This window comes from Bradyrhizobium sp. SZCCHNR1015 (genome assembly GCF_032489875.1).
Taxonomy (GTDB): domain Bacteria; phylum Pseudomonadota; class Alphaproteobacteria; order Rhizobiales; family Xanthobacteraceae; genus Bradyrhizobium.
On record NZ_JAUEYW010000005.1, the window covers coordinates 187,484 to 206,264 of the forward strand.

General features: G+C 66.6%; 16 protein-coding genes. 7 read left to right on the forward strand and 9 right to left on the reverse strand.

Going from position 1 to position 18,781, the window contains the following annotated elements; genetic code table 11:
• Nucleotides 1-9: 9 nt before the first annotated feature.
• The 4 genes from QX128_RS10925 to parC all read right to left on the reverse strand — a co-directional run bounded on the left by QX128_RS10925 (nt 10) and on the right by parC (nt 5,069).
• Nucleotides 10-1,284 carry an adenylate/guanylate cyclase domain-containing protein gene (locus tag QX128_RS10925; protein ID WP_316181550.1) on the reverse strand — a complete coding sequence of 425 codons (1,275 nt, stop codon included), beginning with the start codon at nt 1,282-1,284 and terminating at the stop codon, nt 10-12.
• A gap of 37 nt (nt 1,285-1,321) precedes the next feature.
• Nucleotides 1,322-1,726: an arsenate reductase (glutaredoxin) gene (arsC, locus tag QX128_RS10930; protein ID WP_315805839.1), complete on the reverse strand. Its 405-nt coding sequence runs from the start codon at nt 1,724-1,726 to the stop codon at nt 1,322-1,324.
• A 44-nt stretch (nt 1,727-1,770) separates the two neighbouring features.
• Entirely contained in the window at nt 1,771-2,733 is a 963-nt protein-coding gene (locus QX128_RS10935; RefSeq protein WP_316237440.1) for a cation diffusion facilitator family transporter, read from the reverse strand.
• An 83-nt stretch (nt 2,734-2,816) separates the two neighbouring features.
• Nucleotides 2,817-5,069 (reverse strand): DNA topoisomerase IV subunit A, encoded by a 2,253-nt coding sequence (gene parC / locus QX128_RS10940; protein ID WP_315805841.1) that lies wholly within the window; start codon nt 5,067-5,069, stop codon nt 2,817-2,819.
• A 395-nt stretch (nt 5,070-5,464) separates the two neighbouring features.
• Here parC and QX128_RS10945 point away from each other — a divergent pair, with 395 nt between their 5' ends.
• The 6 genes from QX128_RS10945 (at nt 5,465) to QX128_RS10970 (ending at nt 12,036) form a co-directional block, all read left to right on the forward strand.
• Nucleotides 5,465-6,295 (forward strand): alpha/beta hydrolase, encoded by an 831-nt coding sequence (locus tag QX128_RS10945; protein ID WP_315805842.1) that lies wholly within the window; start codon nt 5,465-5,467, stop codon nt 6,293-6,295.
• A gap of 834 nt (nt 6,296-7,129) precedes the next feature.
• Nucleotides 7,130-7,348, forward strand: a complete 219-nt coding sequence (locus QX128_RS10950) for a hypothetical protein (protein ID WP_315803983.1) — start codon at nt 7,130-7,132, stop codon at nt 7,346-7,348.
• 154 nt (nt 7,349-7,502) lie between these two features.
• Nucleotides 7,503-8,714 carry an ABC transporter substrate-binding protein gene (locus tag QX128_RS10955; protein ID WP_315803984.1) on the forward strand — a complete coding sequence of 404 codons (1,212 nt, stop codon included), beginning with the start codon at nt 7,503-7,505 and terminating at the stop codon, nt 8,712-8,714.
• A 10-nt stretch (nt 8,715-8,724) separates the two neighbouring features.
• On the forward strand, nt 8,725-10,458 hold the full coding sequence (locus tag QX128_RS10960; protein ID WP_316237441.1) for an FAD-dependent oxidoreductase: 1,734 nt from the start codon (nt 8,725-8,727) through the stop codon (nt 10,456-10,458).
• Nucleotides 10,455-11,216 carry a glucose 1-dehydrogenase gene (locus QX128_RS10965; protein WP_316237442.1) on the forward strand — a complete coding sequence of 254 codons (762 nt, stop codon included), beginning with the start codon at nt 10,455-10,457 and terminating at the stop codon, nt 11,214-11,216. Before QX128_RS10960 ends, QX128_RS10965 begins: the two co-directional genes overlap by 4 nt.
• Nucleotides 11,217-11,247: 31 nt before the next feature.
• On the forward strand, nt 11,248-12,036 hold the full coding sequence (locus QX128_RS10970) for an IclR family transcriptional regulator (RefSeq protein ID WP_316237443.1): 789 nt from the start codon (nt 11,248-11,250) through the stop codon (nt 12,034-12,036).
• A gap of 3 nt (nt 12,037-12,039) precedes the next feature.
• Here the strand turns inward: QX128_RS10970 and QX128_RS10975 are convergent, their stop codons facing one another.
• From QX128_RS10975 to QX128_RS10985, 3 genes are all read right to left on the reverse strand, one after another.
• Nucleotides 12,040-12,663 carry a glutathione S-transferase family protein gene (locus QX128_RS10975; RefSeq protein ID WP_316237444.1) on the reverse strand — a complete coding sequence of 208 codons (624 nt, stop codon included), beginning with the start codon at nt 12,661-12,663 and terminating at the stop codon, nt 12,040-12,042.
• 111 nt (nt 12,664-12,774) lie between these two features.
• Nucleotides 12,775-14,376 carry an FAD-binding protein gene (locus tag QX128_RS10980; RefSeq protein ID WP_316237445.1) on the reverse strand — a complete coding sequence of 534 codons (1,602 nt, stop codon included), beginning with the start codon at nt 14,374-14,376 and terminating at the stop codon, nt 12,775-12,777.
• Nucleotide 14,377: 1 nt separating this feature from the next.
• Complete coding sequence (locus QX128_RS10985; protein ID WP_316237446.1) at nt 14,378-16,039, reverse strand: acetolactate synthase large subunit; 1,662 nt, start codon at nt 16,037-16,039, stop codon at nt 14,378-14,380.
• Nucleotides 16,040-16,194: 155 nt separating this feature from the next.
• Here QX128_RS10985 and QX128_RS10990 point away from each other — a divergent pair, with 155 nt between their 5' ends.
• A complete protein-coding gene (locus QX128_RS10990) occupies nt 16,195-17,253 on the forward strand; it encodes a LysR family transcriptional regulator (protein WP_316181916.1) in 1,059 nt (352 codons plus the stop codon).
• A 21-nt stretch (nt 17,254-17,274) separates the two neighbouring features.
• Here QX128_RS10990 and QX128_RS10995 read toward each other — a convergent pair whose 3' ends face one another.
• Nucleotides 17,275-17,682 (reverse strand): ACT domain-containing protein, encoded by a 408-nt coding sequence (locus QX128_RS10995; protein WP_315803992.1) that lies wholly within the window; start codon nt 17,680-17,682, stop codon nt 17,275-17,277.
• A gap of 9 nt (nt 17,683-17,691) precedes the next feature.
• Complete coding sequence (locus QX128_RS11000; RefSeq protein ID WP_316237447.1) at nt 17,692-18,678, reverse strand: glutathione S-transferase family protein; 987 nt, start codon at nt 18,676-18,678, stop codon at nt 17,692-17,694.
• Between the last annotated feature and the right edge of the window lie 103 nt (nt 18,679-18,781).

An 18,781-nucleotide genomic window follows, 5' to 3' on the forward strand; every position in this document is an offset into this window, starting at 1 on the left:
TGACGTGGGTCAAGGGTGCGACATCTCGTCCGCCAGGTAGTTCTCGTAGGCCCGCGTGGCCGAGGCGCTGCCGGCAATGTCCGGATCCAGCGTGAACAGATCCTGCGCGCGGCCGATGCCGCGCAGCGCGTAGCGCCCGGTCGACACCAGATAGCGCCGACCTTCGCCGTCGAGCCCCTCGCAGAATTCGGAGGATGCCAACAGTTCGCGATCGACCGAGCGGCACATCGAGGCGATGCGGCTGACCTCGTTGACGGCCGGTCCCACGACGGTGAAGTCGAGCCGGTCCTCGCTGCCGATATTGCCGTAGAACACCTCACCGACATGCAGGCCGACATAGGCCGAGGTGACAGGCCGTCCCTCGCCGGCGCGCCGTGCGTTCAGCTTCAGGATGTTCAGCCGAAAGCGATGCTCGGCGCGCAGCGCGGCGTGACGGGCCGAGGCCATGTCGCCGCCGGTGAAGATCGCCAGCACGCCATCGCCGATCAGCTTCAGCACGTCGCCACCGGACTCGTAGATCGCGTCGATCGACGCCTCCGCATAGTCGTTGAGCAGCGGGATGATCTCGTCCGGCGAGATGCTCTCGCTGATCGCGGTCGAGCTGCGCAGGTCGGAGAACCAAAGCACGGCATTGATGCGCTCGGTGACACCGCGGGAGATGCGGCCGCGCAGCACCTGCTCCGACGCATCGCGGCCGAGATAGACGCGGCCAAGGGTTCGCACGATGTCGACCTGCTGCGCGGATTTGATCGTCAGCGCGAGCAGCGGGACAAGGTCGCGCAACGCGCCGACCTGCGTGTCGGTGAAGCCGCCGTCACGCCGCGTCAGCCAGTTCGAATAGAAGCAGTCCATCTGGCCGAGCGTGCCCGCTTCGCCGAACCGGTGCACGAAAGCGAGATAGTGCCGGTGCCCCTGTGCGGTAAGCTCCTCGATGATCGGAAAATCGAGATGCGCACAATTCAGGAAGTCGATGCTGAACTCGTCATGGCCGTTCTCCAGCATGTGGTGGAAGACCGAGCGCCGCCAGTTCTGTGCCGCCTCTCCCTCATTGCTGGAGCCATATTCGAAGCTGTCGGCCTCGTTCGTGTCGAAATCGTTCCAGCGGAAGCCACGCCCCTCGAAGATCGGATGCAGCGTGTCGATGATCGCGAGGCTGCGTGACAATTCGAGTCCGGCCGCGCGGCAGCGCTCGCAGAAGCCGCGCAGGATCTCGTTTTCCGGCATGCCGGTCAGGCTCTGAGCCACGAGCCAGTTCGCCACTTCGAGACGGGTCGCCGTATCCATGGTTTCAACTCACCAACGCGTCACGATCCGGAAAGCTTCAGCCAGGCCGGCTCACCACCTCGCCGTCCTCCTTGGTGAAGGAGGAGACGGGATGATCGAGCAGGTCGAGCACGAGTTCGGACGGGCGGCAGAGCCGCGCGCCCTTGCTGGTCACCACGATCGGCCGGTTGATCAGGATGGGGTGCGCGAGCATCGCCTCGATCAGCTGGTCGTCGGTCCATTTGGGATCGCCCAGCCCAAGCTCGGCATAGGGCGTTCCCTTTTCGCGCAGCACGTCGCGCACCTTGACGCCCATCGCGTTGATCAGCGCGATCAGCTGCTCGCGGCTCGGCGGCGTCTTCAGATATTCGATCACCTCGGGCTCCTCACCCGAGGCGCGGATCATTGCGAGCGTGTTGCGCGACGTGCCGCAGGCGGGATTGTGGAAGATCGTCACGGGCATGGGCTGTCCAGTCGTTGCGTGCCGAGGGCACATTCGCGTACTGCTCACACCACGTCGGCGGGAGCGAGCTTGCAGGCGCAGCCATCGGCCTCGATCTGCAGGGTGGGATGCTGGATATTGAAGCGATGGGACAGCTCAGCGCAGACGCGATGCAGGAAGGCATCATCCGTTCCGCCTGCCCTTACCAGATGCGCCGTCAACGCGGTCTCGTTGGTGCTCATCGCCCAGACGTGGAGGTCGTGCACCTCGCTGACGCCGTCGAGGGAGGCGAGATAATCGCGTACCGCCGGCAGGGCGATGTCGCGCGGCACGGCGTCGAGCGCCAGATTGACGCTGTCGCGGGCGAGATCCCAGCCGCTCAGGAGCACCACGAGCGCGATGATCAGGCTGACCACCGGGTCGACCCACAGCCATCCGGTCCAGATCGTCACCAGCGCCGCGATGACCACGCCGAACGACACGGCGGCGTCGGCGGCCATGTGCAGGTAGGCGCCGCGAATATTGAGGTCGGTGTCGCGGCCACGCATGAACAGCATCGCGGTGGCGCCGTTGATGGCGATGCCGAGCGCAGCCACCCACAGCACGGTCGTGCCGGCGACCTCGCCCGGATTGCGCAGGCGGTCGAATGCCTCGACGGCGATGCCGCCGACCACCAGCAGCAGCAGCCCCGCATTGATCAGCGCGGCCAGGATCGAGGCGCGGCGATAGCCATAGGTGTGGCGGTCGGTCGGCCGCCGGCCCGACAGCCACAGGGCGCCCCAGGCCAGCAGCAGCGACATCACGTCGGACAGGTTGTGGACCGCGTCCGAGATCAGCGCCAGCGAATGCGCGGCATAGCCGAAGATGAGCTCGGCGATGACGAAGGCGGTGTTGAGCGACGCGCCGATCGCGAACGCCGTGCCGAAGGTGGCGGGCGCGTGGCTGTGGCCGGCGTGGCCATGGGCGTGCGGGGAGCCATGATCATGGGAATGATCATGGTCGGAATGATGAGAATGCGAGTGCGCCATCCAACATGTCTCCGGGCGATCGCGCACCTCGCGATCGCCCGCTGTCTGATATAGACGGCCGCCGGACGGATACTATTACGTCGCTACTCGATCGGCCGGTTGAACTTGTTCGACTTCGGCAGGCCCTGCGCGATGCGGCCGGCATCGGCGCGGTTGCCACGGTAGTCGGCCAATTCCTTCCAGCTCAGGCCCTGGTCGCGGCCGGCGGAATCCTTCCAGGCGAGCCCCTGCTTCTGCTCGAACGTCGTGACGTCGGACAGCTGCGCGCTGGTGTATTTCTGCAGCCGGACGCCGCGGCCACGCGCCATCTCCGGCACCTGGTCGAGCCCGAACACCACCATCTTGTGGTTGGTGCCGATGACCGCGACCTGATCGCCCTGGACGGTGGTGATCGCGCGCGCTTCCGCCGGTGCGGTCACGTTCAGCACCTGCTTGCCCTTGCGGGTGTTGCTGACGCAATCCTCTTCCTTGACGATGAAGCCCTGGCCGTCGGACGCCGCCACCAGGAACCTGCGCTCGCCCTTGGTGACGAACATCGACACGATCGAGGCATCCTGGTCGAGATCGATGAACATGCGGATCGGCTCGCCATGGCCGCGGCCGCCGGGCAGCTTGCCGACGTCGAGCGAGTAGAACTTGCCGTTGCTCGCAAACAGCAGCACCTTGGACGTATTCTCGGCAAAGAACGCCTGGCCGAGCTGGTCGTCGGTCTTGAACTGCAGGTTCGACAGATCGGCGACGTGGCCCTTCAGCGTGCGCACCCAGCCCTTGTCCGAGACGACGACCGTGACCGGCTCGCGCTCGATGAAGGCCTCCTCGATCGCGGCGAGGTCATGCTCCGGCGCGTCGGCAAAATTGGTGCGGCGCTTGCCGAGCGGCGTCTTCGGCCCGAACAGGTCGCGGACCGTCTTGACCTGCTCGCCGACCTTGGCCCATTGCAGTTGCTCAGAACCGAGCAGCGCATTGATGCCCTTGAGCTCGCCGCGCAGGTTCTTGTCCTCGGTGCGGATCTCCATTTCCTCGAGCTTGCGCAAGCTACGCAGGCGCATGTTGAGGATGGCCTCGGCCTGCACCTCGGTGAGCTTGAAGGTCTTCATCAGGACCGGCTTCGGCTCGTCCTCGGTGCGGATGATCCGGATCACCTCGTCGATGTTGAGATAGGCGATCAGATAGCCGCCGAGGATCTCCAGCCGGTTCTCTATCTGCTTCTTGCGGTAGTTCGAGCGGCGCAGCAGCACGTCGCGCAGATGATCGAGCCATTCGCGCAGGCACTCGGCGAGACCCACCACCTTCGGGATCTTGCCCTTGATCAGCACGTTGAGGTTCAGCGGAATCTTGCTCTCGAGATCGGTGAGCCGGAACAGCGATTCCATCATCAGCGCCGGATCGACGTTCTTCGACTTCGGCTCGATCACGAGCCGCACGTCCTCGGCGGATTCGTCGCGGACGTCGCCGACCAGCGGCAGCTTCTTCTCGTTGAGCAGCTCGGCGATCTTCTCGACCAGGCGCGACTTCTGCACGAGATAGGGAATCTCGGTGATGACGACGATCCAGGTGCCGCGGTTGCCCTCCTCCTGCTTCCACTTGGCGCGGACGCGGAACGAGCCGCGGCCGGTGGTGTAGGCCTCGATGATCGATTCCTTTGAATCGATCACGGTGCCGCCGGTCGGGAAGTCCGGGCCCTTCACCCAGCGCAGCAGCGCGCGCGACTTGGCGTCGGGCTTCTCGATCAGATGCAGCGCGGCGTCACACAGCTCGGCGGCGTTGTGCGGCGGGATCGAGGTCGCCATGCCCACCGCGATGCCCTGCGCGCCGTTGGCGAGCAGGTTCGGGAAGCCGCCGGGCAGCACCACCGGCTCCTTGGACTGGCCGTCATAGTTCGGCCGGAACTCGACGCCGTCCTCGTCGATGCCTTCGAGCAGCAGCCGCGCGACGTCGGTCATGCGCGCTTCGGTGTAGCGATAGGCCGCCGGATTATCGCCGTCGATGTTGCCGAAATTGCCCTGGCCGTCGACCAGCGGATAGCGCGAGGAAAAGTCCTGCGCGAGGCGGACCATCGCGTCGTAGATCGCCTGGTCGCCATGCGGATGGAACGAGCCCATCACGTCGCCGACGATCTTGGCGGACTTCTTGAACGCGGTGCCGGGATCGAGCCGCAGCAGCCGCATGCCGTAAAGGATGCGCCGGTGCACCGGCTTGAGGCCGTCGCGCGCGTCGGGCAGCGCCCTGTGCATGATGGTCGAGAGCGCGTAGGCGAGATAGCGCTCCTCCAGCGCCTCGCGCAGCGCGACCTCGTGAATCTCCGCCGGCTCCGGCGGAATCAGTGATTTTCCCATTAGCGTTGAGCTTTCAGTGGGTTAGCCCAGGAGCTTGAGCTGAATTGAACGATTTGGGAACACGCTTTATGCGATGACGCGCCGGGGCGCAATGACGGCCCTGCCCGGTTCCAGGAGGAAAAACCGGGTGTCCGGCCGCGGAACCGCAAAGCAGCCCGCAAATCATGCAGGTCATGCGCCGCCGACGCATGCCGCTACGCTAAGGATTGGGCAGCCATCGCGCGTCCCGTTGAGATGCAACGATGTCGCACACGAGTCTGTGTTGCTGAGATCGTCACCCTCCGTCGCTAAGGTAGCAGCGGACATCCTTGGTTGCGTATCGACGCGACGAGGAGCGCCATCACGCCGCGCCTTGAACGCGGCAGATTCCATCCAGTGAGAAAGGCAGACATCCCATGAGCTCAGGATTCGTGACGACATCGGACGGCACGCAGATCTTCTACAAGGATTGGGGCTCGGGCCGGCCCATCGTCTTTCATCATGGCTGGCCATTGTCGTCCGACGACTGGGACGCGCAGATGCTGTTCTTCCTCGACAAGGGCTTTCGCGTCATCGCGCATGACCGCCGCGGCCACGGCCGCTCGAGCCAGACCGAGACCGGCAACGAGATGGACACCTACGCGGCCGACGTTGCGGCGCTCGCCGCCAAGCTCGACCTCAGGGACGCGGTTCACGTCGGTCACTCCACCGGCGGCGGCGAGGTCGCGCGCTACGTGGCGAAGCACGGCAAAGGCCGCGTCGCCAAGGCCGCCCTGCTCGGCGCGGTGCCGCCGGTCATGGTCAAGTCCGACAAGAACCCCGGCGGACTGCCGATCGAGGTGTTCGACGGCTTCCGCGCCGCGCTCGCCGCCAATCGCGCACAGTTCTTCCTCGATATTCCGAGCGGCCCGTTCTACGGCTTCAACCGCGCCGGCGCCCAGGTCTCCGAAGGCGTGATCCGCAACTGGTGGCGGCAGGGCATGATGGGCGGCACCAAGGCGCACTATGATTGCATCAAGGCGTTCTCGGAAACCGACTTCACCGAGGATCTCAAGGCGATCGACGTGCCAGTGCTGCTGATGCATGGCGAGGACGACCAGATCGTCCCGATCGACGACTCCGCGCGCATCGGCATCAAGCTGCTGAAGCATGGGACCTTGAAGACCTATCCCGGTTTCCCGCACGGCATGGCGACGACGCATGCCGACGTGATCAATGCGGACCTGCTGGCGTTCATCAAGGGGTAGCTCGCGCTCTGGTGGATGAGCAGCCGGAGGCCGGTGAGGCGACAGACCTCACGTCTTGCACGTCATGGCCGGGCTTGTCCCGGCCATCCACGTTGCACCGCGCACGCCGAACGACGTGGATGCCCGGGACAAGCCCGGGCATGACGAGTGCGTGGCAGCTCCTCGTCCACCATCGCTTCAATGCCTTTGCTGAAGACATGGTCAAACCTTCTCGCGACGCGATCAGCGTCCGAGCTATCACATCGATCACCCTCTCCAATCAGAGGGCGCAGGGAAGGCCGGACCTCGACTGAGGCCCGTGGCCCGCCTGCGAAAAAAATGCAGGCGGCAGGTACCACAGGTCAGCCGGACGACCCGGCCCTCCCTGCGCGATGGGCTTACGATTTATACGCAGTCTCCCCGGTGTCCGGGCTTGTTAGTCACCGTCGTCAGCGCGATGCCTGAGGCATCCATCGCCGGCTTGACGCCAGCATCGGGGCGCCAGGACGCTGCGATTTCATCGTCCTGCCGGACTCGTTCGTCCACGCGCATAGAGCACGCTGCGATCCGACAGGCCACCGCTCCCCGCCTCGCGTATCGTGACGATCGCGCGTAACGCCCCTTCGGTGAGGCGGGATGGGCGGAAGCATCGTCCTGATTTGCCCGACGACACAAGCTGATCGGCCTGCGGCAGATTGGCTCGACGGGCAGTTTGCGCATGGCAGATCAGCGATTCTGCTGATCCGAAGCTCGGAAGAGCCGGAACCGGAGCCGCGGCTGGCGCGTTGCCGACAACATCAACACGCGTTGCGTCAACCGATTTTCGACTGAAGCCCCTGCTGCGGACAGTTCTGCATGAAGGATTTTTCAGACGCTGCGTTTTCGCCTGATGTCATCGTGCTGATGACGCAGGCCCTCGACAGTGCCATCGCCGCGCTGCCCGAGCCGGTGAGCTCGACCCATGTCACCCTGCTTGCCGAATCGGTGCTGCGTGCCGCCAAGACCGGAGAGCGGGATCCTGCCGCGATGCAACGACTGGCGCTGCTCGAATTGCAGATCATGCCGCGCGTGTAGCGCGCATCGCGCTCCCCAGCCGCCATCCGATATCCGCGACGACCTCCACAGTCGTTGTGCGCTGCATCGCACCCATTCGTAATTGACAAACTAATTCGTCAATGTCTAACTCGCTGCCACCGCCGACAGAGCGGGGCAAACGGGGAGGATCTTCATGCGACGGCAGTGGCTCGCCTGCGCGTTTCTGGCAACGACGACATTCATTTCGACCCACGCCTCGGCCCAGGTGTCCGACGACGTGGTGCGGATCGGCGTGCTCACCGATCTCTCGAGCTGGGGGCGCGACAACAGCGGGCCGGGCTCGGTCGAGGCGGCGAAGATGGCGGTCGAGGAATTCGGCCCCACCGTTCTCGGCAAGCCGATCGAGATCATCAGCGCCGATCACCAGATGAAGACCGACGTTGGAACGACGGTCGTGCGCGACTGGTTCGACAACGGCAAGGTCGACGCCGTGGTCGACATTCCCAATTCCGGCATCGCGATCGCCGTGCACAACATGGTGCGCGAGCGCAACAAGATCGCGCTGCTGTCCGGTCCGGGCGCGAGCTCGCTGACCGACGAGCTGTGCAGCCCGAACACCGTGCATTTCACCTATGATACGTATGCGCTGTCGAAGGTGACGACCTCCGCCGTGATCGGCCAGGGCGGCAAATCCTGGTACTTCATCACCGCGGACTATGCGTTCGGCCAGCAACTGGAGAAGGACGCGACGCGCTTCATCAAGGAGCTCGGCGGCACCATCCTGGGCGGCGTCAAGCATCCGACCAACACCGCCGATTTCTCCTCGTTCGCGCTGCAGGCGCAGAGCTCGAAGGCCGACGTCGTCGCCTTCGCCAATGCCGGCCAGGACACCGACAACGCCATCAAGCAGTCCGGCGAGTTCGGCCTGGTCAAGGGCGGCCAGAAGCTGGTCGGTCTCCTGATGTTCGACACCGACGTGCATGCGATCGGGCTCGAGGCGGCGCAAGGCACCTACATGACGACGGCGTCGTACTGGAACATGGACGATGCCACCCGCGCCTGGTCGAAGAAGTTCTACGCCCGCGCCAAGGTGATGCCGACGATGATCCAGACCGGCGTCTATGGCTCGGTGCTGCACTATCTCAAGGCGATCAAGGCGGCCGGTACAGACGATCCCAAGGCTGTCATGGCGAAGATGCGCGAGCTGCCGATCGAGGATACCTTCGTTCACGGCGGCAAGCTTCGCGAGGATGGTCGCGTCATCCGCGACATGTATCTCGCCCGCGTCAAGAAGCCGTCGGAGTCGAAGGAGCCGTGGGACTACCTGGAGATCGTCAAGACCGTAAAGGGCGAGGATGCGTTCCGGCCGGTCTCCGAATCCAAGTGCCCGCTGCTGAAGAAGTAGGAGCGCGCGCATGAGCGGAGCAGATCACCAGGCCGGCGAAACCCATGATTGCGACGTGCTGGTGGTCGGCTCGGGCTGCGCCGGGCTGTCGGCCGCGGTCACCGCCGCCCAGGCCGGGCTGAAGGTCGTCGTCACCGAGAAGGAGCCGCGCTTCGGCGGCACCACGGCGCGCTCCGGCGGCTGGCTGTGGATTCCCGGCACGTCGCTGGCCAAGGCCTGGGGCATCGACGAACCGCCCGAGCTGGCGCGCAGCTATCTGCGCCACGAGGCCGGCAACAGCTACGATGCGGCGCGGGTCGACGCGTTCCTGAGCAAGGGCCCGGAGGCGGTCGACTTCTTCACCAGCAAGACCGCGCTGAAGTTCGACATGCCGCTGACCTTTCCGGACTATCACGCCGAGGCACCGGGCGGCACGCAAGGCGGCCGCTCGATGGTCACGCGGCCGTTCGACGGTCGCGAACTCGGCGACCACATCAAGGATCTCGGCCAGCCGCTGCCCGAGCTCACCGTGTTCGGCATGATGCTCGGCTCCGGCAAGGAGATCATCCATTTCATGCGCGCGACCAAGTCGCTGGCGTCAGCGTTCTACGTCGCCAAGCGGCTGTCGAAGCATGCGCTGGACGTGCTGCGCCACGGCCGCGGCATGACCTTGACCAACGGCAATGCGCTGGCGGGGCGGCTCGCGAAGTCGGCATTCGATCTCGGAATTCCGCTGTGGCTGTCGTCGCCGGTGGCCGAGCTGATCCGCGACGGCGAGGCCGTGCGCGGCGCCGTGGTGATGCGCCAGGGCCGACGTATCCGCGTCAATGCGCGGCTCGGCGTGGTGCTGGCCTGCGGCGGCTTCCCGCATGACGTCGACAGGCGCAAGGCGATGTTTCCGCATGCGCCGACCGGACAGGAGCATGTGTCGCCCGGCCCTGTCGGCAACACCGGCGACGGCCTGCGGCTCGCGGAAGCCGTCGGCGGCCGGGTCGAGGATGGCCTGCCGCATGCGGCGGCCTGGGTGCCGGTCTCCGTCACCACGCGCAAGGACGGCAGCAAGGGCGTGATGCCGCACTTCATCGACCGCGCCAAGCCGGGCGTGATCGCGGTGACCGCGGATGGCGTGCGCTTCGCCAATGAAGGCAACTCCTACCACGACTTCGTGCAGGCGATGGTCAAGGCGGCCAAGCCGGGACGCGAGATCGCGGCCTGGCTGATCACCGACCACCGCTCCTTGCGCCGCTATGGCCTCGGCTGCGTGCCGCCGTTCCCGATGCCGCTCGGGCATCATCTGAGCACCGGCTATCTCAAGCGCGGCGCGACGCTGTCCGAACTGGCAAGCACGACGGGCATCGATCCGCGGGGGCTCGAAGCAACCGTCGCCGCGTTCAATGCCGATGCCGCGCTGGGCCAGGATCCGACCTTCGGCAAAGGCTCGCGCGCCTACAACCGCTATCAGGGCGACGCGCTGCACGGGCCGAACCCGTGCGTGGCGCCGATCAAGGACGGGCCGTTCTACGCGATCAAGATGGTGATCGGCGATCTCGGCACCTATGCCGGCATCCGCACCGACGCGCATGCCCGCGCGCTCGACGCCCAGGGCCAACCGATCGAGGGGCTCTATGCCGCCGGCAACGACATGGCGAGCATCATGGGCGGCAACTATCCGGGCGCCGGCATCACGCTGGGACCGGCGCTGACCTTCGGCTACATTGCCGGCCGGCACCTCGCCGAACGCGCGGGCCAAAGGAGCGCCGCATGAGCGACCATCAGATGTTGGCCGGAAAGCTGGCGCTGGTCACCGGCGGCGCCAACGGCAATGGCCGTGCGATTGCGCTGGGACTCGCGGGCCGCGGCGCCGATGTCGTGATCACCGACATCGACATCGAGGGTGCGGAGCGCTGCGCCGCCGAGATCCGCGGCCATGGCCGCAAGGCGTGGGCCTACAAGCTCGATGTCACCGACGCCGCAGGCTGCGCGGCATTGGCCGCGCAGCTACGCGGCGAGGTCGGACCGATTTCCATTCTCATCAACAATGCCGGCATCATCATCCGAGAGAATATCGACTCGCCGCGGGCCGCGCAGAACTGGCAGCGCGTGATCGACGTCAATCTCAACGGCGTGTTCAACGTCACCTACGCGTTTCTCGCCGCGCTGCGCAAGACGCGCGGCACCATCGTCAACATCGCATCCGTCGCGTCCTTCATCGGCATCAGCAACACGCTCGGCTATTCGCCCTCCAAGGGCGGCGTGAAGTCGCTGACCCAGGCGCTGGCGCGCGAGCTCGCCGCCGACGGCATCCGCGTCAACGCCATCGCGCCCGGCGTGATCGCCACCGCGATGACGGAGACGACCCGCAACGATCCGGAGCGGCTCGCCGGCTTCATGAGCCGCACGCCGCTCGGCCGCGTCGGCCAGCCGGAGGAGCTCGCCGGCCCCGTGGCGTTCCTGGTCTCGGACATGGCGTCCTACGTCAACGGCGTGACCCTGCCGGTCGACGGCGGCTTCCTGGCGGTGTAGGCACGGCGCCGAACCAGGGGCACAACAAGACATGGGACGAGAGAGCCGCGGCATCCAATCGATCGAGGTCGGCGGCACCTTGCTGCAGGCGCTGGCGCGCAGCGGCGAGCCGATGATGCTGCGCGACCTCGCGCGCGAGGCCGGGCTGCCGCCGGCCAAGGCGCATCCCTATCTCGTCAGCTTCTCGCGCATCGGTTTGATCGAGCAGGACGAAACCACCGGACGCTACGAGATCGGCCCGCTCGCGCTCGAGCTCGGACTGATCAGCCTGCGGCGGCTGTCGGCGGTACGGATCGCCACTCCGAAGATCGCGGCGCTCGCCGGCGCCATCGATCACGCGGTCTCGCTCGCGGTGTGGGGCACCAATGGCCCCACCGTGGTGCGGCTGGAGGAGCCGAGCCATCCGGTGCACATCGTGATGCGCGTCGGCTCGATCATGGCGCTGCTGGAGACCGCGACCGGCCGCGCCTTCGCGGCATTCCTGCCGCCGAAGACGGTGAAGGCCGCGCTCGACGCCGGCCTCGACCGTCTCGGCGTCGGCTACAATCCGAAGCGCGCGCCGAAGAACCCGAAGGTGGCGGAGATGCTGGCCGAGGTGCGCGCGCAAGGGCTCGCGCGCGCCGTCGGCGATCCCCTGCCCGGCGTCAACGCCTTCGCCGCGCCGGTGTTCGATCACGCCGGCCACGTCGCGCTGGTCATCACCGCGATGGGACCAGCCGGCACCTTCGATGCCGGCTGGCAGTCGCCGCTCGCGAACCGCCTGCGCGCCTGCGCGGCCGAGATCTCCAAGCAGCTCGGCCACGGCATCGCGCAGCCGTGAGCCTCAGGCCGCGACCGAGCGCTTCTCCGGCCACGGATCGGCCCACGCCGGCAGCCGCATCAGCCCGTCGAGCCAGCGCACGATGTTCGGAAACGTCTCCATCGGCATCTCGGCCTCGCGCCAGTCGGTCGCCATCGAAGCGGCCGCGAAATCGGCGATGGTGAGCCGGTCGCAAGCAATGTGGCTATGCGACCTGAGATGCGCGTCGAGCACGGCGGCGAACGTCTTCAGGTTCGGCACCTTCGCGACCAGCGCGGCACGGTCCGGCGCGCCGATCCCGAACGTCTTCTTCACGATGTGCTCGAAATAGAACGGCCCGACCGCGGGCGCCCAGTGGCAATCGGTCCACGCCAGCCAGCGCAGCACCTCGATCTGCTCCTGCGGATCGCGCGCGGGCCACATGTCGCAGCTCTCGCGGATGCAGAGGTGCGCCATGATGGCGGTCGACTCCCACAGCACGGTGTCGCCGTCGACCAGCACCGGCGCCTTCATGTTGGGATTGAGCGCGGCATAATCCGGCGTCTTCATTTGGCCGGTGATGTCGATGAACTCGGCCGGGACGCCGAGATGCTTCACCAGCGCCAGCACGCGGCGCGGCGCCTGAGCCTTGATCCAGTAGATCTTCATGACGGGTCTCCATCTCCTGTGCCTCGAAGACGAACGTAGCAGCACCGGATCGACAGTGACCGAGCAATAATTCAGCGGCGGTTCCGCGGACTCGTACGGTTCCCGTAGCCGTCACATCGCGCGCACCGCCGCCCGTGCGGTGAGAATGCAACCCGGCAGGAACGTGCCTTCCAGCGAGCGCTTGCCCGAGGCGCCACCGCCGCCGAAGCCGGCGGCTTCGCCGACCGCGTAGAGGCCGCCGATCGGCGCGCCCGTGGTGTCGAGGACCCGGCTCTGCAGATCGGTCTTGAGGCCGCCGAGGCTCTTGCGGGTGATGAGCTGCATGTGGATGGCGATGTACGGCCCTGCCCCGCGCATCTGCAGCGGCGCCGGCTTGCAGGTGCGGATCTTGTCGGGGCCCCATTGCCGCGCGTGCAGGATCCGGCGCAGCTGATCGTCATTGAAGAGCTTGTCGCCGTTCTTGAAGTTGGCGTCGAAGGCGTCGGCAGTGGCCTGCAGCACCTCCGGCTTCACGTCGCCGGTGCCGGTCAGCGCATTCATCTTGGCGGCGAGGCCGGCCAGCGTCTCGTCAACCAGGAAATGCCGGCTCTCGCGCTGCATCTGCCTGACCAGGCGATGATTGCCGAGCAGCGTCTCCTTGAGGAACATCGGCATCTGCCGGTCGCGGATGCGCGGATTGTGCTCGGCGCCGGAGATGGCGAACTCCTTGGCGGCGATGCGCCAGTTCAACAGATGCCACGTATACGGCTTCTCCTGCGCCGCGACGCGCTGGCACAGATCATGGGTGTCGAAGCCGGTCACCAGCGGCTCGGGCCCGATCCGCTCGCCGCGATGGTTGAGCCACAGCGCCGATTTGCATGGCACCAGCGACAGGCCATGGCCCTCGAAATGCGGAAACGGATGCGGGATTCCGGCGGCGTAGTTCCACATCTCGCCGGCATGCGTGATCTCGGCGCCCAGCGCCCCGGCCGCGTGGTGATGCAGCTTGCCGTCGGAGAACGGATGCGCGCCATTGAGCATCGCCTGCGGCAGCGGCCGGCCTTTGACCCAGTTGGCGCGAGCCTCCGCGTGGCTGCCATTGAGGCCGCCCATCGCCAGCACCGTCAACGGGGCCGCGATGCGGATTTCGGCGCCGGTCTCCTCGTTGACGGCAACGACGCCCGCCACGGCGCCGCCGGCGCGATCGAGGCCGACGACGCAATGGCGGTGCAGAACCGTCAGTCTGCCGCCACGATCGGCCGCGCGCATCGCCGCGATCATCACGCGCGTCAGCCGCTGCGAGGTGCCCCAGACGATGTGGTAGCGCGGCAGCGCATTGCCGTCGCCGTGCCGGCCGCGCTCGACCCAGTTCACGGCCGGCATGAAGGTCACGCCGTGCGCCAGCAGCCAGTCGTAGACCTCGGTGCGAGATTTTTCGACGTAGTAGCGCGCCCATTGCAGCGGCCAGTGCTCGGCCGCGTCGAGCTCGCCGAACCTGATCCAGTCGCGCAGCGCGATCTCCGGCGTATCCGGGATCTTCGTGCGCGCCTGCAACGGCGTGCCGATCAGCGCCATGCCGCCGAACGCCCACAACGCCAGCCCGCCGAACCGCTCCGGCGTGTCCCTGTCCACGATGGTCACCGACTTGCCGGCGCGCAGTGCCTCCAGCGCGGTGACGATGCCGGCGAGACCGCCGCCGGCGATGACGAGGTCGGATTGCAGCGTCGCGCTCATGTCACGGCGCGATCTTGCGCTTGAGCATCCGCGCCACCGGCAGCGGGACGCGGTCGAGCGATCCCAGGAGATGCGGCAGGAGCTTCAGCTTGAGGCCGGTCAGCGCCGGCGGCACCATCGCCTCGATCAGATGCGGCCCCGGCCGCGCCAGCGCCCCCTGCAACGCGCTGGTGAGTTCGTCCGGCGTGGCGACGCGGGTCGATCGCACGCCCATGCCGTCGGCGATCTGCGCGAATTTCAGGACCGGCCCGTGCAAATCGAGCTGCGCCCGCGCCTTCGGACCGATCTCCTCGGCGCCGACCCGCTCCAGCTCGACATTGAGCACGGAGTAGGAGGCGTTGTTGAAGATGATGGCGGTGACGTTGAGCCGCTCGCGCGCGATCGTCCACAGCGACTGGATCGTGTACATCGAGCTGCCGTCGCCGATCAGCGCGATCACCGGCCGGTCCGGACAGGCGATCGCCGCGCCGATCGCGTTCGGCAACCCCTGCCCGATGGCGCCGCCGGTCAAGGTGATCAGATCGTGGCGCGGCGCGCCCGCGGTGAACTTCGACAGCATCAGGCCGGAGCTGATCGCCTCGTCGATGATGATGGCGTTCTCGGGCAGGAGATGACCCACGGCCTTGCAGACCTTTTCCGCGGTGAGCTTCTTGCCGCGCGGACGCCCGGGCCGCGAGGCCGGTGACAATGCCGGCGTGGCGCTGTTGGCCTCCAGCGCGGCCGCAAGCTTGACCAGGCTGCCCGCGGCGCATTGCGCCGGCGTCGACAAGGTCAGCACCTTGCAGCCGTCATGCGGCAGATAGCTCTTCTTGCCGGGATAGGCGAAGAACGACACCGGCGCCTTGGCGTCGACCAGGATCAGGGTGTCGATCTCCTTGAGCTGGATCTGCGCCATCTCGGCGAGATAGGCGATGCGCTCGACAGCCGGCAGGCCCGCTCCCCGCTGCATGCGCGTCGGAAAGGTTTCGGCGAAGACCTTCACACCGCAGGCCGCGGCGATGCGCGCGGCCGCCAGCAGCGACTCCTCGTGCAGCGCCGTGCCACCAAGCAGAAAAGCGCTGCGACCGCCCGACTTGATCGCCTCGGCGACGGCCTGCACGGTGGCAGCGTCGGCGGGCGCCGGCGGCTCGATCGCCGGCGCCGGCTCGGCGACGCCGCCTTCCCCCCAGGACACGTCGGCGGGCAGGATCAACGTCGCGACCTGTCCGGGCCAGGAGCACGCCGCCTTCACGGCCGCCACCGCGTCGCGGCACAATTCCGACGTCACCTGCGAGGTCCAGACGAATTCCGGCGAGACGTTGCGCGCGACGGTCTCGATGTCGGACTGGAGCTGCGCGTCATACGGGACATGGTAGGTGGCGTGGTCGCCGACGATGTTCACGACGGGCACCTTGCCCTTGCGCGCATTGTGCAGATTGGCGAGGCCATTGCCGAGGCCGCAGCCGAGATGCAGCAGCGTTGCCGCCGGCGTGCCGGTCATGCGGGCGTAGCCGTCCGCCGCGCCGGTCGCCACGCCTTCGAACAGGCACAGCACGGCGCGCATCTCCGGCGCGGAATCCAGCGCCGCGACGAAATGCATCTCCGAGGTGCCGGGATTGGTGAAGCAGACCCGAATGCCGGAATTGACCAGGGTCCGTATCAGAGCTTGCGCGCCGTTGGGCATGAGAAGAGCCTGTTGCCGGGAGACTGCCGCAGCGCGGGGCGACTTGGCCAACCCCGCCATGGCATTTCCCCTGTTTGTATTTGCGCCATTTTGGAATTGACGGTCTCAGAAATCCAATGAATTGTTATGGCTGGATCAATGATTTCGGCTCATCGATGTACACCCCCACCCTGCGCCAGCTGCAGCAGTTGGTCTACCTCGCGGAAGAGCGGCATTTCGCCCGGGCGGCCCAGCGCGCCCACGTCACGCAGTCGGCGCTGAGCCGCAGCTTGCAGACCTTGGAGGACGCCGCCGGGATGCGGCTGTTCGACCGCAGCTCGCGCTCGGTGGAGATCACCCCGGTCGGCGAACGGCTGGTGGCACGGGCCCGGTCGCTGTTGTCTGGCGCCGACGATCTCGGCCGCGAGATGCGCCTGCTCCGCTCGGGAGATGCCGGCGAGGTGACGGTGGGCGTCGGCGCCTTCACCGGGCTGACGCTTCTGCCGGATGCCATGGCGCGGCTGTATTCGGAGCACCCGTCCGTGCGCATCATCGTGGTGCAGGACAATTGGCGCGCCCTGATGGAGGTGCTGCAGCAAGGCAAGCTCGATTTCTTCCTCGCGCACATCACCGACATCCGCGCCGACGACAGCCTCGACATCGAGCCGCTCGGCGGCCTTCCGGGATACTTCTACTGTCGGGCGACTCATCCGTTGGCGCGCCGACGGGAGCTTTCGGCACGCGAGCTTGCCGGCCAGCACTTCGCCTCCGTTGCGCTGCCGCCGGAATTCAGCAGGCGCCTGGAAGCGCTCATCGCTGCGCCGGAGGGCCGCGGCTTCGACGTCGCGCTCGAATCCGAGAACGCGAGCCTGCTGGTGCAAATGGCCATTCGCTCCGACATCGTGCTCGTCGCGGGCGACGCCGTTCTCACCCACGAGCTGGCCTCCGGTCAGTTGATCCGCCTCAACGTGGCCGAGCTGAAAGAGCCGCGCGCATCGGATCTGCTGATGGCGCAGTTCGGCATCCTGCGGCTGAAGGGGCGGACCCCGTCGCCCGCAGCGATGATGTTGATGGACCTGGTGCGCGCGCAGGCCGAGCGAACGCTGATCGCGCCACGCCGGCCTCCGGCCCCCCGCGCCGCGCGTGACACGAAGCGGTCGCCGGCCACGACACGCAAGAAACCGAGTGGACTCCGGCGAGGCCGATCGCATCACGTCGGCAGAAGCAAAGCCTGACTGATCGTCGTCCTGCCATCGCTAGGTGGCGGCGCTGCGAGACAGCTCATGCAAGAGTAGCACGGCTTCCTTGCCTCGTGCTTCCGGCACGAACAGATGATCGTGGTGAAACGCCGAGACCGCGTTGACGCTGATGCCGGCGGCCGCGAGCTTCGTCGTCACCGCGGCAAGGAAACCCACCGCATCAAGCGCTGATAGCACCGAGAGCGTGATCAGGCGCGAGGCGAACCGGCAGGGCAACCCTGCCCGCTCTGCTTCCTCGCGCCGCACGATGAGCGTGATCGCTTCGCGCTCCCGGAACAGCATGAGGGGCGTCAGCCCGGCCGGGATGTCCTGATGCGTGTCGACAGTGCAGAACACGAACACGCCGTCCTGCAGCTCGGGAGCCATCGTGCGCAGCAGCGTATCGAGGTTGCGTTCACCCGCCATGGATCCTCGTCAATTCGTCGCCAGGCGCTCGCGCCCATGCGGCGCGGTGAAATCCTGCCGCGGCCCGACCGGGACGATGCCGGTCGGATTGATGGTGCGATGGCTCTCGTAATAGTGCCGCTTGATGTGCTCGAAATTCACTGTCGCGGCGATTCCCGGCCATTGGTAGAGATCGCGCGTGTAGGCTGCGAGATGCGGATAGTCGGCGATGCGACGGATGTTGCACTTGAAGTGGCCGACATAGACGGCATCGAAGCGGATCAGGGTCGTGAACAGCCGGATGTCGGCCTCGGTCAAGGTGTTGCCGAGCAGGAAGCGGCGCGCCGACAGCCGCTCCTCCAGCCAGTCGAGCGTGGCGAACAGCGGGCCGATCGCCTCCTCATACGCCCCTTGCGTGGTCGCGAAGCCGCATTTGTAGACGCCGTTGTTCAGCGTGTCGTAGACGCGCGCATTGATGGCGTCGATCTCGTCACGCTGGGCTTGCGGATAATAGTCACCTTGACTGGCGCCGACGCCGTCGAACGCCGAGTTCAGCATGCGAATGATCTCGGACGACTCGTTGTTGACGATGGTGCGCTTCTGCTTGTCCCACAGCACGGGCACGGTGACGCGGCCGGAATAATGCGGCTCTGCGGCGGTGTAGACCTGGTGCAGAAGGCCGGCGTGATTGACGCTGTCGGCCACGACGCCCGGACCCTCGGCAAAGGTCCAGCCCTGCTCGCGCATCAGCCAGTGCACGACCGATACCGAAATCATGTCATCGAGCCCCTTCAGGGCACGCATGATCAGGGTGCGGTGAGCCCACGGGCAGGCCAGGCTGACATAGAGATGATAGCGGCCCGCTTCGGCCGCGAAGCCGCCGGTGCCGGACGGGCCCGGACGGCCGTCAGCCGTGACGAAGCTGCGGAATGCAGAATCCTTGCGGATGAAACGGCCGCCGGACGCCACCGTGTCGTACCAGACGTCGTGCCATTCGCCGTCGACCAGCACTCCCATGACGCTCTCCTCTCACGCCGTGACCTGCGCGGGGGCGCAGCAATGTGCCGCCCTCTTGCCTTGGCCCTTACGTGACAGGAGTACACGTCACCCCGCCTCTGCG

What these genes read in the sequence shown, in the direction of transcription:
- QX128_RS10925 (WP_316181550.1), bottom strand. Translation starts at nt 1,284, where the DNA reads ATGGATACGGCGACCCGTCTCGAAGTGGCGAACTGGCTCGTGGCTCAG.
- arsC (WP_315805839.1), bottom strand. Translation starts at nt 1,726, where the DNA reads ATGCCCGTGACGATCTTCCACAATCCCGCCTGCGGCACGTCGCGCAAC.
- QX128_RS10950 (WP_315803983.1), top strand. Translation starts at nt 7,130, where the DNA reads ATGAAGGATTTTTCAGACGCTGCGTTTTCGCCTGATGTCATCGTGCTG.
- QX128_RS10955 (WP_315803984.1), top strand. Translation starts at nt 7,503, where the DNA reads ATGCGACGGCAGTGGCTCGCCTGCGCGTTTCTGGCAACGACGACATTC.
- QX128_RS10980 (WP_316237445.1), bottom strand. Translation starts at nt 14,376, where the DNA reads ATGAGCGCGACGCTGCAATCCGACCTCGTCATCGCCGGCGGCGGTCTC.
- QX128_RS10995 (WP_315803992.1), bottom strand. Translation starts at nt 17,682, where the DNA reads ATGGCGGGTGAACGCAACCTCGATACGCTGCTGCGCACGATGGCTCCC.
- QX128_RS10945 (WP_315805842.1), top strand. Translation starts at nt 5,465, where the DNA reads ATGAGCTCAGGATTCGTGACGACATCGGACGGCACGCAGATCTTCTAC.
- parC (WP_315805841.1), bottom strand. Translation starts at nt 5,069, where the DNA reads ATGGGAAAATCACTGATTCCGCCGGAGCCGGCGGAGATTCACGAGGTC.
- QX128_RS10960 (WP_316237441.1), top strand. Translation starts at nt 8,725, where the DNA reads ATGAGCGGAGCAGATCACCAGGCCGGCGAAACCCATGATTGCGACGTG.
- QX128_RS11000 (WP_316237447.1), bottom strand. Translation starts at nt 18,678, where the DNA reads ATGGGAGTGCTGGTCGACGGCGAATGGCACGACGTCTGGTACGACACG.
- QX128_RS10965 (WP_316237442.1), top strand. Translation starts at nt 10,455, where the DNA reads ATGAGCGACCATCAGATGTTGGCCGGAAAGCTGGCGCTGGTCACCGGC.
- QX128_RS10935 (WP_316237440.1), bottom strand. Translation starts at nt 2,733, where the DNA reads ATGGCGCACTCGCATTCTCATCATTCCGACCATGATCATTCCCATGAT.
- QX128_RS10990 (WP_316181916.1), top strand. Translation starts at nt 16,195, where the DNA reads ATGTACACCCCCACCCTGCGCCAGCTGCAGCAGTTGGTCTACCTCGCG.
- QX128_RS10970 (WP_316237443.1), top strand. Translation starts at nt 11,248, where the DNA reads ATGGGACGAGAGAGCCGCGGCATCCAATCGATCGAGGTCGGCGGCACC.
- QX128_RS10975 (WP_316237444.1), bottom strand. Translation starts at nt 12,663, where the DNA reads ATGAAGATCTACTGGATCAAGGCTCAGGCGCCGCGCCGCGTGCTGGCG.
- QX128_RS10985 (WP_316237446.1), bottom strand. Translation starts at nt 16,039, where the DNA reads ATGCCCAACGGCGCGCAAGCTCTGATACGGACCCTGGTCAATTCCGGC.